The organism is Myxococcus stipitatus DSM 14675 (genome assembly GCF_000331735.1).
Classification (GTDB): domain Bacteria; phylum Myxococcota; class Myxococcia; order Myxococcales; family Myxococcaceae; genus Myxococcus; species Myxococcus stipitatus.
The window spans coordinates 6881728-6896131 of record NC_020126.1 but is presented as its reverse complement, the minus strand read 5'-3'; the positions used below and the strand labels follow the sequence as shown (position 1 = coordinate 6896131).

The window sequence follows — 14404 nt, the reverse complement described above, 5'->3', positions numbered from 1 at the left end:
CTGAGCGAAGTTCCTGGGGATGGGCTGCGCTGAGTGCCACGATGTCTGTTGAAGGAGATGGGATGTCGACAAAGACGCTGGCCACGGCCGTTGATGCCTCCACCGCGCGGTTGGCGGGTGAGGCGCACCCGGTGTTCCTCGACCTTGGCAAGAAGAGCGCCAAGGCCGTCAAGAAGCTGCGCAAGGGAAAGGGGCGGCTCCTGGACGATGTCCGCGAGACGCTCCAGGACCTCCAGGCGAGCGGGCGCGTCGCGGCGAACGCCCAGCCGGTGATTGTGATTGTCCGGGCGAAGCCCAAGAAGAAGAAGCGGTCCTTGGGTGGGTTCTTCTAGCTGAACGTCTTCGAGTGGGGAGGACTCCGTGGTCAAGAAATTGAAGCTCGCGAAGTCGGTGGACACCATCAGCTATCTGCATCCCGAAGACGGGATGATCACCATCGCGAAGAACAAGCGCAAGAAGAAGCGGAAGAAGGGCTCCAAGCAGCTGGCGGGGGCCTCCAAGATGATGCGCGCGATGAGCGCCGCGCAGCTCGCGGGCGCGGAGGCGATGGCGGACCGCAGCGCGAAGGCGGACAAGGACGAGAAGGACGGCGCCATCCGGAACCTCGCCTCCAACAGCCAGCGCGCCATGGAGAAGGCAGCCAAGGTCTTCCGCAGCAAGTTCGAGTGAACTCCGTACCTCCCTGAGGAGCGCCGTCCGCGCTCCCTCTTCTCCTTGGTGCGGACGAAATGAATGACATTGAAGTCAGGCCCCCGGCCTCCATGCGGCGATGGAGGCGGGGCCTGCGTGCATTGGCTCGAGGACGGCTGGTCCGGGGGCTGGTGCGGAGCCTGGTTCGTGTCAGTCAGCAGCCGTCGAGAGCCTCGCGTGAAGGCGCGAGGGTCCGCCGGCGTCTGGATGCATTGGGGGGATTCTGGCATCGGGCCCGGTGGCTTCTGGCCTCGCGCCTGGATGTCTTTCCCGCGCCGTTCTGCCGTGAGCTGGAGGGACCCGAGGAGGATAGCGGATTGCGTCCGATGAACGACGCGCGCGCGGTGGTCGCGGGCGCCATGGGTGGTTTCATGGAGCAGCGGCTCGTGGACTTCGACGAGCGGCCCGCGCGTGTCTCGGTCTTCGGGCAGATTCATGCCGCCACCTTGAAGCGTGGCGGCGCGCCCGTCTGGGTGGCCGTCCGGGACCCCAACGCCGAGCAGCGATTGAATGACGAGCTCCAGGAGATGGAGCTCTTCTTCGCCCGGCTGGGCCGGACGAACGAGCTGCGCCACGTTCCCTGGGAGCGGCTGGCGCGCGAGCTGCGTGCGTCATTGAGGGATGGGTTGGACCTGCGCATCCAGGCCCATGCGATGCGGGAGCTGCGCAAGCAGGTCCGCCGCTATCCAGGCGCCAGCTCCCCGCGCGTCTTCCAGCGGCTGTGTGGCCCGGAGGTCCTGGTGGCGGAGCGGGTGGAGGGGCCCTCGCTGGAGGAGGTGGAGGCGAGGGCGCTCGACGTGGGGGGGCCGGAGGCCTGGTTCGTGGAGCACGGGACGGACCCGGAGGTGCTGGCGTCCCGACTCTGGCGCTCCTTCATGCGGCAGCTCGTGGAGGCGCGGACGCTGGTCCCCGTGCAGGGGATGCGGGACATCGTCCTCCTGGGCGACAACCGGTTCTGCTATCGCTTCGAGCCGTTCGTGCTCCCGCTCGAGATGGGCGTGCCCCGCGCGGAGGCCTTCCACTTCCTGCTGCACGCGCTGCTGCGGCGCTCCTACGAGGGGGCCTTCTTCCCGCTGCTGCGGCTGGCCGAGCCCCTGCCTCCGCTGGAGCCCTACCACCTCAAGAAGGTGGTCTCCCGGGAGGTCCGCGCCTGGGCCCAGCGCGCGGAGGTGGAGACGCTGCCCAGCGAGACGCGCTCCTTCGGCGCCCTCTTCGAGACGGTCCACACGACGATGCGGCGGCACTCCATCATCTTCGACTCGGCGGTCCTTCGCGCCTGCCAGGAGCTGCGCCGCCTGGAGGGGGCCTTGTTCACCCTGGACTCGCACTTCCGCGTCGCGTCGGAGCTGCGGCGCTTCTTCAAGCGCAGCGTGCGGCGGGCCGCGCGGCGGCTCACGGTCCAGGCGCAGACGCCCCAGGCGCCGGATTGGGAGGCGATGGGGCAGGCCTCCTTCGCCGCCATCGAGTCCGCGCGGAGCTCCGCGGAGCAGGCCTCGCGCGCCTCGTTGCCCTTCGCGTCCGAATCCACGCTCGTGGCGTATGTCTTCTCCCATGCCGCCGGATTCGTGAGCACTGTCTTCATCGTGACGGTGGTGTTGCTGGTGATGTTGGTGGCACGGATGACACTCGACGTCCCGCTCTCCACGGACTCCTGGGTGGAAAGGGCCGTTGCGGCTGGAGGATTGCCGGCCGTGCCTGTGTTTGTGATGGGTTTGGTGAGCTCGGCAGTGGGTGCGTGGGGACTGCGGCGACTGGCGCTGCGCTTTGCTGAGAGAGATAGCCACCTTCCCGCGCGGAGGGGGCTATAACGAATGTATGCGAATCCATGTGTTTCCGGGACAGGGCTCGCAACGCCTGGGAATGGGGGCGGAGCTGTTCGACAGCGCACCGGATGAGCTCGCGGCGGCGGACGCCGTCCTGGGCTGGTCGGTTCGTGAGCTGTGCCTCCATGATGTGAATGGAAATCTTCACCAGACGGCATGGACGCAGCCCGCGCTCTATGTCGTGAATGCCCTGTCATATCTCAAGAAGGTGCGTGAGACGGGCCAGCGGCCGGAGATGGTCGCGGGACACAGCCTGGGTGAGTACAACGCGCTCTTCGCCGCGGGGGCCTTCGACTTCATCACGGGCCTGCGGCTGGTCCAGCGCCGGGCGGCGGTGATGGCTCGGGCGCGTGAGGGGGGCATGGCCGCGGTCATCGGGCTGTCCGCCGCACGTGTCCGGGAGGTGTTGCGCGACGAGGGCTTGAGCGACCTGGACCTCGCGAACCTCAATGCGCCGGAGCAGCAGGTGCTCTCCGGGCCGCTCGAGTCCCTGGCGAAGGCCGAAGGCAGCTTCAGCCGGGTGGGGGCGAAGGCTTTCAAGCGGCTGCCGGTGAGTGCCGCGTTTCATTCGCGATGCATGCGTGACGCGCGACAGGAGTTCGAGGCCTTCATCGAGGACTTCGTGCTCTCGTCGCCGCGGATTCCCGTGGTGTCGAATGTCGAGGCGAAGCCCTATCCCCGTGGCGCCCTCAAGCGGTTGCTCGTCGAGCAGATCACCTCCCCGGTGCGGTGGGAGGAGTCTGTTCAATATCTGTTGAAACAACCCGGAGCGGACATCGAGGAGGTCGGACCGGGACGTGTGCTGACGGCGCTGGTCGCGCAAGTCCGTCGGCAGGTGGAGTCATGAGCGCCGGGGACGGTGGGTCATCCCGGGTGGAGCTGGGGGCTTCCGCGCGTCTGCGATGTGCCTTCGTGGGGGAAGGCTCGATGCTGATGGCGTGCGCGGAGATTGCGCGCGAGCGGGGGCACTGCGTCGCGGCGGTGATGAGCCCGTCCGAGGCGCTTCGTCAGTGGGCGCGGGACTCGGGGGTGCCCGCGGGCCCGCTCTCGGTGGAGCCCGAGTGGCTTCGCGCCCAGGACATCGACGTCCTGTTCAGCGTCTATTGCTTCTCCATCATCCCCGGGGCGCTGCTCGAGGTTCCTCGGCGGGGCGCCATCAACTACCACGATGGTCCGCTGCCTCGGTACGCCGGGTTCCACGCGGCCAGCTGGGCGCTCCTGAATGGTGAGCGCGAGCATGGCATCTCCTGGCACCAGATGACGCCGGAGGTCGATGCCGGGCCGCTCCTGCTCACCCGCGGGTTTCCCATCGTCGAGGACGAGACGTCCTTGTCGCTGAACCTCAAGTGCTACGAGCAGGGGCTCGAGTCCTTCGGTGAGCTGCTCGATGGATTGGTCCGAGGGGACCTGAGCGCGCGGCCTCAAGAGCGCTCGGCCACCGTGTTCCATCCGCGACGGATGAAGCCCGCCTCGGGATGTCTCGTGGATTGGGCCTGGTCCTCGGAGCGAATCGCCGCGTTCGTTCGCGCGCTGGACTTCGGCATCGCCGCGAATCCCCTGGGGACACCCAAGGTGTTGATTCGAGGGCGGGCCGTGGGCGTGGGGGAGGCCCGGCTGCTCTCGTCGCGGAGCGGGCAGGAGGCGGGGACGGTGCTCGCGTGGGAGGGGACGCGGGTCCGGGTCGCCACCGTGGGACAGGACCTCTTGCTGGGGGCGCTGGTCGACGGTGAGCGGGGGCCGCTGAGCGCCGAGCAGCTCGTGGCGCTGGGACTGGAGGTCGGGGCCCGGTTCGACAGCGTGGAGCCCGCGCTGGCCGAGGCGATTGCACGCTGGGTTCCCGTCGCCGCGCGTGACGAGTCGCTGTGGCGTTCTCGCCGGAGTGCCCAGCCAGAGCCGCCGCCGGAGACGTGGGGGCCCGCCGTGGTGGTGCTCCCCGAGAGCCTTCGTGCGCTCATCGCGGGCCTTCGTGACAGGGCCGAGGCGGATGAGGTGGTGACGTCGGCGCTCGTCTCGGCGGTGATGTCTTGCGAGCGGAGCACCCCGCTCCTGCTGACCCTTCGGACGGAACCCGGTGAGGCGCTGCCTCCGGTGGCGGGCCTCTTTGTTCGCGAGTGGGACCTGGAGGTCTCCGCGAAGGACCCGGGGCCCGTGGAGGTTCGGGAGTCCCTGGGCCGTGCGCTGACGGCCGCGCGGGGGCAGTCGCTGCGCTTCGCCGACCTCCGGCTGCGCTATCCGGACCTCGCCTCGCGAGGGCCGACAGTCGAGGTGGAGTGGGGCGCTGCTCCTTCACCTCATCCGAGGAGCACGCCGCGTTGGCTCCTGCGGTTGACGGCGGAGGGAGGACAGCTCGAGGCCCGCGTGGATGCGGGCTCGACGGCTCGGGTGGTGGAGGCCTGGGAGAAGGCGCTCGAGCGGCTCGTGCGCCGGGTCGAGCGGACGACCGAGCACCTCGCTCGATGGCGTGAGGTCTACGAGGCTTCGTACGAGGGCGAGCCTGGCGCGGACCCGCTCTTCGACACCACGTGCTGGCGCGACAGCCTGGGGCAGCCCATTCCCGCGGCGGACATGCGTGAGTGGGTCGATGCGACGGTGGAGGGGGTGCTCGCCCTGTCGCCCCGGGCCATCCTGGAGCTGGGGTGTGGCAAGGGGCTCCTGCTGTGGCGCCTGGCGCCGCATTCCCTGAGCTACTGCGGCGCGGACTTCTCCGCGAACGCGGTGGCCCATGTCCGCCGCCATCTGCATCGGCTGGGGGAGGACGCGCGGAAGGTCACCTTGGAGGTGGCTCCGGCGGATGACCTGCGCGCCCTCGCGCATCGCCGCTTCGACACCATCATCCTCAACTCGGTCATCCAATACTTCCCCTCGTCCGAGTACTTGTCGCGTGTCATCGAGGCCGCGCTCGAGCTGCTCACGCCCGAGGGCTTCATCTACCTGGGGGACGTGCGGAACCTGCGGCTGCTCGGAGTGCAGCGGCTCGCGGAGTCGCGAGAGGGCTCGGGGGGACAGGTGGAGCCCGCCGCTCAGCGGCTCCGGCGCGCCCTGGAGGATGAGTCGGAGCTGGTGCTGGACCCGGCGTTCTTCCTGTCACTGCGGCGTCGGTTTCCTCGCATCGCGGGGGTCTCGCTCACTCCGAAGCGGGGACGCGCGCACAATGAGCTGACCCGATACCGCTACGACGTCGTCCTGCGCGTGGGAGCCGCGCACGCGGAGGCCCCCTCCGTGACGGTGTCCCGCTGGGACGAGGTGGGCGGGATGCCTGGGTTGCTCAGGGCGCTTGCGTCCTCCTCGGGCCTCATGGCGGTTCGCGACATCCCGAATGCGCGGACCCAGGACGTGGCACGGCGCGCGGCACGGCTCCTGGCGGGTTCGGACGCGGCCTCCTCGGCGACGGGCGTGGAGCCCGAGGCGCTGACCGCCCTGTCGGGTCCGGAGTGGACGTGTGCCGTGAGCTGGCACGACTGCGGCCCCGAGGGGGAGTTCGACGCGCTGTTCGCTCGTGACCGCTCCCGCCTCGAGCTCGCGGAGCGGGCCCCCGAGCTTCTTCCCGTGAGGCACGAGGCGCGGCGGATGGCGCACGAGCCGTTGCGAGAAGGGGTGTCGGACCGTCCCGTGGACCGCTGCCTGCCCGAGCTCGTGCGCGAGCAGGCGGCGCTGGCGCCCGAGGCCGTGGCCCTCCGCGCGGGAGGCTCCGTGCTGCGGTACCGCGAGCTGGTGGCCCACGCGTCGCGCATCGCGGCGAGGCTTCGGGCGCACGGCGTGGGACCGGGGGCGCGCGTGGGCATCCTGCTCGAGCGGACCCCGCAGCTCATCCCCGCGTTGCTGGGCACCTTGGAAGTGGGGGCGGCCTACCTCCCGTTGGACCCGACGTATCCGCGAGAGCGGCTGGAGTACATGATTGCCGATGCGGGCGCGCGCTGCGTGCTCGTGGACGGCGCGAGCGCGGAGCTTCGCTTCGACACCTTGTCGTTGAGGGTGGATGACCTGGGGACTCCGGGCCCGCTTCCCGAGCAGGGCCCCGTGGCCCAGGGAGACTGGCCCGCGTACGTCCTCTACACCTCGGGCTCGACAGGGCGCCCCAAGGGCGTGGAGGTCACCCACTCCAGCCTCACGAACCTGCTTCAGTCCTTCGCGCGGCTGCTGAAGTGCGGACCGAAGGATTGTCTCTTCGCCCTGACGACGGTGTGCTTCGACATCGCGGGGCTCGAGCTCTTCCTGCCGCTGATCACAGGCGGCACCGTCGAGCTCGTGTCGACGGAGACGGCTCACGATGGCGTGAAGCTGCTCCGGGCGCTCGAACAGGGTGGGGCGACACTCGTCCAGGCGACCCCCTCTACCTGGAAGATGCTCATCGAGGCCGGGTGGACTCGGAGGCTCGACCTGGTCGCGCTGTGTGGCGGTGAGGCGCTGACCCGTGAGCTCGCCGACGCGCTGCTCTCGCGGGTCACTCGACTCTGGAATGTCTATGGGCCCACGGAGACGACCATCTGGTCGACCGCTGGCGAGGTCCACTCCGGGACTCCCATCACGCTGGGGCGCCCCATCGACCGGACGCGGTGCCACGTGCTCGATGCGCGGGGGCGCCCGGTGGCTCCGCTCGAGACAGGGGAGCTGTTCATCGGCGGGGAGGGTGTCGCTCGGGGGTACGTCGCTCGACCGGAGTTGACCGCGGACCGATTCGTCCCGGACCCGTTCGGGCCCAGCGGTCGCGCGATGTACCGGACCGGGGACCGCGTGTGCCTTCAGGAGGACGGCTCGCTCCAGTACGTCGGACGCGTGGATGCGCAGGTCAAGCTCGCTGGCTATCGCATCGAGCTGGGTGAGGTGGAGGCCGCGCTCGAGAAGCTGGAGGCCATCGCGGAGGCGGTGGTCGTGCTCCGGCGCGCGGAGGGACAGGATGACCGGCTCATCGCGTATGTGCGGCTGTCCCGGCCGCGCTCGGTGAAGGGGCTGGCGGAGGAGCTGCGCCGCTGGCTTCCCGAGTACATGGTGCCTTCGGCGTTCCAGGTGCTCGCGCGGTTCCCGCTCACGCTGAACCAGAAGGTCGACCGCGTTCGTCTGGGGAAGGACGACCCCGCGGTGCTTGCCGCCGAGCTGGGGGCGGCTGTGAGCCCGGCTCCTGCGGGCGCCTTGGCGCTGGCGGAGGTGCTGCGCGAGCTGGCCCAGAAGGTGGCCCCTGGCGCGGGCCTCATCGAGCTCGACCGGCCGCTGGGAGAGTATGGCTTTCGCTCCCTGCGGTTCACGGCGTTGGCGGTCCAGATCCGCGCCCGGCTTGGCGTCGAGCTGTCGCCGACGGCCTTCTATCGGTTCACCACGCTTCACGCGATGGCCGCGCATCTGGCGGAGGACCCGCGCGCGCGTGTGGCTCCTCGGGCCTTGACGCAACAGACGGAGGTGGGCGCAGAACCACCCGGCCCTGTCTCCGCGCCGGTGCAGGCCCCTGAGGCACGTGCGGCCTCAGCGGCTTCGTTGAAGAGCGAGGACTGGCGGGTCCGCGAAGGGGAGCCCCTCGCGATCATCGGCATCGCGGGTCGACTGCCGGGCGGAGCGGACCTTCCGGCGTTCTGGGACTCCCTGGCGCGTGGAGCCGACGGCGTCCGCGTGATGCCTCGCGAGCGACCGGGGTCGGAGGCGTTTCGCGCCACGCTCGAGCGCTCGGGCGTCGAGCCGGACTTCAAGGCGGGCTTCATCGACGACGTGGACCGCTTCGACGCGGCCTTCTTCGGCATCTCGCCGCGCGAGGCGGAGTTGTTGGACCCTCGTCAGCGGCTCCTGCTCGAAGTGGCGTGGCACTGCATCGAGGACGCGGGCCTCGACCCGACGACGCTGGCTGGCAGTCGGACCGGTGTGTTCGTGGGCTCGGCGGGCTCGGAGTACTGGGAGGTGCAGTGCCGCGAGCAGCAGCCCGTGGATGCGTACACCCTCTCGGGGGTCTCCGAGACGGTCCTCACCAATCGGCTGTCGTTCTTCCTGAACCTCCGAGGGCCCAGCTCGCCCATCAACACCGCGTGCTCCAGTTCGCTGGTCGCGCTCCACCGCGCCCGACGCTCGATGCTCGCTGGCGAGTGCGACCTGGCACTCGTGGGCGGCGTGAACCTGGTCCTGGGACCGCTGTTCCACGTCAGCCTGGCGCGTGGCGGGTATCTCAGCCCGAGGTTCCGGTGCAGCACGTTCGACCGCTCGGCGGATGGCTACGTGCGCGGCGAAGGCGCGGTGATGCTGTTGCTCAAGCCCCTGCGCCACGCGGAGCGGGATGGCGACCCCATCCACGCCATCGTGCTCGGCTCGGCGGAGAATCATGGAGGCCGCGCGCAGTCGCTCACCGCGCCCGACCCGTCCGCGCAGGTCGAGCTGCTCCGCGCCGCGTATCGGGATGCGGCCATCGACCCGGCGACCGTCTCGTACATCGAGACGCATGGGACCGGCACGGTGCTCGGGGACCCCATCGAGGTCAACGCACTGAAGGAAGCCTTCGCGGGCCTCTACTCCGAGTGGGCACATGCGAGTGCTCCACCCGTCTGCGCGCTGGGGGCGCTCAAGTCCTCCATCGGGCACCTCGAGGCCGCCGCGGGGCTCGCGGGCGTCGCCAAGGTCGTCGGCGCCATGCACCTGGGGGTCATCCCCTCGAACCTCCACTGCGCGGAGCAGAACCCCCACGTCGACCTCGCGGGCAGTCCCTTCTTCCTGGCCACGGGCCCGGTGGAGTGGGGCAGGACGTCCAAGCCTCGTCGCGCGGGGGTGAGCTCGTTTGGCTTTGGCGGCTCCAATGCGCACGTGGTCCTGGAGTCGGCGCCTCCGCGTCCTGTTTCCACCGAGGCCTCTGCCGGTGGGCCGGAGCTGTGGGTGCTGTCGGCGCGGGACCCGGAGCGGCTCCGCGCTCAGGCGGCGGCCCTGTTGCGGTGGTGGGAACAAGGGAGCGACGAGCGGCTCGTGGATGTCGCCTACACCCTCCAGGTGGGGCGTACCGCGATGGATGAGCGACTGGCCTTTGTCGCTTCCGGCCGTGAGCAGGTGGTGGCGGCGCTTCGGCGGTTCCTGGAGTCAGGGGCGGGGGCACTGCTCGCGGTGGGGAATGCTCGCTCCCACCGGGGTTGGGCGTCCTTGTTGGAGGGCGCGGCTGGACGCGGCTTCGTCGCGGAGGTGGCGGCGAGTGGGGACCTCGCGCGGCTGGCGCAGCTCTGGGTGAGTGGCGTCAAGCTCGACTGGAGCGCGTTGCCTCGCCCCACGACTCCGCGCAGGGTGCATCTGCCCGGTCACGCCTTCGCGCCTGAGCGCTTCTGGCTTCCCGTCATGACGCGGCCCTCGCGCGTCGACTTCCGATTGACGGCCGATGACGTCTTCTTCGCTGACCATGTGGTGCGCGGCGACGTGGTGCTCCCCGCGGCGGCGATGGTGGAGATGGCTCGGTCGGCGGGGTCCACTGTCACGGGGCAGCCTGTCACCCGGTTGGGTGGGCTCGTCTGGATGCGGCCGGTTCGGGCCGAGAGTGGGGCCGCGAAGGTCTCGTTCCACTTTCAGCAGGGCGCGGAGGACGGGTCCTTCTCCATCCAGTCGAGTGGCGAAGGTGGCGCGGTGGTGCGCCACGCGCAGGGGCGTGTTCTTCCTCCGGAGCCCTCCTGGACTCCGCGCCGCTTGGACCTGGCGGCGATTCGGGCCCGCGTCCTTCCTCGCATCTCGCGCGGTGAGCTCTATGCGAGCTTGCGGGAGTACGGGCTCGAGCTCGGTCCCGCGTACCGTCCCGTGGAAGAGGTGTGGGCCTCGGAGCACGAGGCGCTCGGGGTGCTCGCTCTTCCGACAGGCGCGCGAGAGCAGGGGCCCGGGGATGTGCTCCTTCATCCGGGAATGATTGATGGCGCGCTGCAGGTCGCGCTCGCGGGCTTCTGGAATCACTCCGCGAAGGAGCTGCACCTGCCGTTCACGATGGGAGAGGTGCGGCTCTCGGGACGGCTCCCAGCGCGGTGCTTCGTTCATGTGACGCGTGCCGCGAGCGGGAGCGGAATCGACCTCGCGGTGGCGGATGCCCAGGGCGACATCCACCTGGAGATTCGCGACTTCTTCCTGCGGCCCGCGCGAGCGGAGCAGGCTCCCGTGGCTCCTCGGGACCTCGTCTATTTCGCGCCTGCTTGGGTGGAGGCTCTGTCTTCGCGGGGGGATGAGGAGCCGGAGCTGCTCCTGCTGGACTCGGGCACCGAGCGATGGGCTCAGCTCTCGAAGCAGTGGCGCGGCCGGGTGGTCCTCGTCGAGCAAGGGCCCGGCTTCCGGTGCATCGGGCGTGGTCACTACGTGCTCCGTCCAGGAGAGCCGGGTGACTTTCGCTCCTTGTTCGCGGCTCTCGCCGAGGAGGGAGCTTCACCTCGGTCTGTCGTCCATCTGTGGCGTGGGGATGGGGGCACGCGGAGCGAGCTGGCCGCGGGGTTGTTTGCCTCGCTGTTCCTCACCCAGGCCGCGGCGGTGGGGGCCGCGGAGCTCACGCTTCGACTTCTCTTCCTGCATGAAGAGGAAGACGGTCTGCGCCGCCCCTGGACGGGGGCGCTCGCGGGGTTCGGCAAGACGCTCGCCCTGGAGCATGCGGGGGCTTCGGCCACGGTGGTGTCCGCTCCCGCTGCGGACTTGCGCGGGCCCTCGTTCGTCGACGTCGTGCGGAAGGAACTCGCATCGGGGGACAGCGAGGTCCGCTATCTGGAGGGGCGACGCCAGGTTCGCGTGCTGAAGGAGCTGCCGGTGGGGCTCGGCCGCAGGGCTTCGCCGCGTGCAGGCGGCGCGTACCTGGTGACGGGCGGGGCGGGGGGACTCGGGCGGCTCTTCGCGCAGCGGCTCGCGACGCAGGGGGCCCGGTTGGTTCTCTGCGGTCGGTCTCCCCTGACGGAGGCGCTGGGTGAGTGGCTCGCCTCGCTGACCGCGCAAGGGGGCGAGGCCCTCTATGTCCAGGCGGACGTCACTCGCGAGGAGGATGTCTCGCGACTGGTGGCAGAGGCGAAGGCGCGCTTCGGTGGGGTCGCCGGAGTGATTCATTCGGCGGGTGTCATCCGGGATTCGCGGCTGACGCGAAAGACCTTGGCCGAAGTGGAGGAGGTCGTCGCGCCGAAAGTCACGGGCGTCACGCTGTTGGACCGGGCGCTGCGCTCGGAGCCCCTCGAGGTGTTCGTGGTCTTCTCCTCGGTCGCGGGACTGATGGGGAACGTCGGGCAGGCGGACTATGCGTTCGCGAACGCGTTTCTCGATGGCTTCGTCGAGAGCCGTGAAGCCCTTCGCGCGCGAGGGGAGCGCTTCGGGGTCACTCGCTCACTCAGCTGGCCGCTGTGGCGCGAGGGCGGAATGGCGGTCGATGGGCCGACGGAGAGCTGGTTCTCCGACGTCCTGGGCCTTCGTCCGATGGCGACGGCCACGGGGCTGGCGGCCTTCGAGGACGCGCTGTTGCTCGAGACACCCCAGTTGTTCGTCGCGGAGGGGCACGTCGAGCGCATCCGTGCGCGTTTTGCTCCGGCGCGGAGCGCGCCTCCGCCGACGCAGGCTCCGCGGACCTCTTCCGCCCTGTCGGTGGAGCAGCTTCGGTCTCGGCTCACCACGCTGGCGGCGGCCATCCTCAAGCAGGAGCCTCGCAAGCTGGGTCCGGAGCGGGAGCTGGGGGAGTTCGGGTTCGACTCGCTCTCCTTCACCGAGCTGGCGAACCGGCTCAACTCCGAGTTCGGCCTCTCCCTGACTCCGGCGCTCTTCTTCGAGCAGTCGACGCTCCAGAAGCTCGCGACGCATCTGGCGCCGCGAATCACGCGGGAGGTGTCTGCTCCCGTGGCCGAGCTTCCAGCTCCCGCGCCTGCTCCGAAGGTCGCCGCGCGTGCGCGGAACGATGAACCGATTGCCATCGTGGGGGCAGCCGCGGTGCTTCCAGGCTCCGAGACGCTGAGCGGGTTCTGGCGAAACCTCGAGGCAGGGCGGGACCTGGTCCGGGAGATTCCCTCGGAGCGTTGGGATTGGCGCTCGCTGGGCGGTGGCGGCTCTTCGACGGAGGCACTTCGCTGGGGCGCGTTCATCGAAGGTGTGGACCAGTTCGATGGCCGCTTCTTCGGCATCTCTCGCCGCGAGTGCGAGCTGATGGACCCACAGCAGCGCATCTTCCTCCAGACGGTCTGGCGGGCACTCGAGGATGCGGGGTTGGACCCGGCGAGCCTTCGAGGCACTCGGACCGGGCTCTTCGTGGGGGTCTGCACGTCGGACTACGCGGAGCTGCTGGCGCGGTCCGGAGGGCAGGTCGAGGCGCACACGTCGACGGGGAATGCCCGCTCCATCCTGCCCAATCGCATCTCACATCTGCTGGGCTTGAGAGGGCCGAGTGAGCCCATCGACACCGCGTGCTCGAGCTCACTCGTGGCGGTGCATCGGGCCCTCCAGGCGCTGCGGAGCGGTGAGTCCGATGTGGTGATTGCCGGCGGCGTGAACCTGGTGCTCTCGCCCTTCTTCCACCTCTCCTTCTCGCATGCCGGGATGTTGAGCAGTGGTGGCCGCTGCCGGACGTTCGACCACCGCGCGGACGGCTATGTGCGCGGCGAGGGCTCCGCCGCGGTGGTGCTCAAGCGGCTCTCACAGGCCGAGGCGGATGGGGACGCGATTCACGGCCTCCTCCTCGGGAGCGCGGTCGGCCATGCCGGTCAGGCGAACTCGCTCACCGCGCCGAATGGGGCGTCCCAGGCCGAGCTGCTGGTCGAGGCGTACTCGCGGGCCGGGGTCGACGTGCGGACGGTCGGCTACATCGAAGCGCATGGGACCGCGACGCGGCTGGGGGACCCCATCGAAGTCCAGGCGCTGCGGAGGGCGTTCCGGGAGCTGTCGCGGGAGGACTCGGCGGTGGCGCCGTGGTGCGGGCTCGGGTCGGTCAAGAGCAACTTCGGGCATCTCGAGGCGGCGGCGGGGCTGGCGGGCTTGCTCAAGGTGGTCCTCGCCATGCGCGCGCGGACGCTCCCGCCGACGCTCCACTTCGAGACGCTCAACCCGCACATCGACCTGGCGAAGAGTCCCTTCTTCATCGTCGAGCGCAACACGCCGTGGCGAGTGGAAGGGGACGCGCCACGGCGCGCGGGCGTCAGCTCCTTCGGCTTTGGTGGCGTCAACGCGCACGTGGTGGTCGAGGAATACCCCCGGAGCCCTCGTCAGGAGGAGGTGGAGCCCCAGGTGCTCGTGCTCTCCGCGCGAGACAAGGAGCGACTGGAGGTTCTCGCGGGGGAGGTTGCCGCGTGGTTGCGCGAGACACCTTCGACGGAGGCGAGTCTCGCCGATGTCTCGTACACGCTTCAGACAGGGCGGTCGCCGATGGCCGCGCGGTTGGCTGTTGTCGCGGATGATCGGCTGGAGGCCGTGGATGCGCTCACGCGCTTCTCGCGGGGCGAGGTGTCTGAGCGCGTTTGGTTCGGAGAGGTGCGCGACGACGCTTCGGATCCAGCCGTGCGTCGTGTGGCTCGTTCCACGACCGAGGAACTGTCAGCGCTCGCCGAGGCGTGGGTAGCGGGGGCGGAGGTCGACTGGACCACTCTGCCCAGGACGCACAGGCCGCGCCGCGCGCATCTGCCGTCCTCTCCGTTCGCGCGCGAGCGGTACTGGCTGCCACGACGTCCGGAGTCGCCCATCCAGGAGCCCCTCGTCACGCAGACCGCCGACGTTCACGTGCCGGGACACCCCCCCACGCTGTTGCGCAGTGAGTGGATACCGATGCCACTCGCGTGGAGCACGCGCTCCTTCGCGGATGGCGCCGCGCCGATGGTGGGGCCCCTCTCGACGGGCTCGGGGCGGTCGCTGGTCATCATGGACAGCGGGGGGCTGGAGCTGGGCCTTGCACTGGTCCGGTGGCTGGGGGACTCCGCGCTCACGGTTCATCTGGGGAGCGAGACGCGCTCGTACTCGGACCA

5 protein-coding genes (1 of these 5 cut by a window edge) are annotated in these 14404 nt (G+C 69.9%); all 5 read left to right on the top strand.

Annotation, left to right across the window (positions count from 1 at the left end; translation table 11 throughout):
* Window positions 1-62 precede the first annotated feature (62 nt).
* Window positions 63-332: a DUF6200 domain-containing protein gene (locus tag MYSTI_RS26425; RefSeq protein WP_015350865.1), complete on the top strand. Its 270-nt coding sequence runs from the start codon at window positions 63-65 to the stop codon at window positions 330-332.
* Window positions 333-360: 28 nt separating this feature from the next.
* Window positions 361-669, top strand: coding sequence for a DUF6312 domain-containing protein (locus tag MYSTI_RS26420; protein ID WP_015350864.1), 309 nt, complete (start codon window positions 361-363; stop codon window positions 667-669).
* Between the two features lie 347 nt (window positions 670-1016).
* Window positions 1017-2498, top strand: coding sequence for an AarF/UbiB family protein (locus MYSTI_RS26415; RefSeq protein ID WP_044281407.1), 1482 nt, complete (start codon window positions 1017-1019; stop codon window positions 2496-2498).
* Between the two features lie 7 nt (window positions 2499-2505).
* Window positions 2506-3360, top strand: coding sequence for an ACP S-malonyltransferase (fabD, locus tag MYSTI_RS26410; protein ID WP_015350862.1), 855 nt, complete (start codon window positions 2506-2508; stop codon window positions 3358-3360).
* Window positions 3357-14404 carry the 5' end (the start) of an amino acid adenylation domain-containing protein gene (locus tag MYSTI_RS43930; protein ID WP_169558665.1) on the top strand. The gene runs 31510 nt beyond the window's last position, so only the first 11048 of its 42558 coding nucleotides appear in the window; its start codon is at window positions 3357-3359; its stop codon lies beyond the right edge, outside the window. Before fabD ends, MYSTI_RS43930 begins: the two co-directional genes overlap by 4 nt.

Excerpts from the sequence above, each read along its gene's own strand:
- fabD (WP_015350862.1), top strand. The coding sequence starts at position 2,506 with ATGCGAATCCATGTGTTTCCGGGACAGGGCTCGCAACGCCTGGGAATG.
- MYSTI_RS26425 (WP_015350865.1), top strand. The coding sequence starts at position 63 with ATGTCGACAAAGACGCTGGCCACGGCCGTTGATGCCTCCACCGCGCGG.
- MYSTI_RS26415 (WP_044281407.1), top strand. The coding sequence starts at position 1,017 with ATGAACGACGCGCGCGCGGTGGTCGCGGGCGCCATGGGTGGTTTCATG.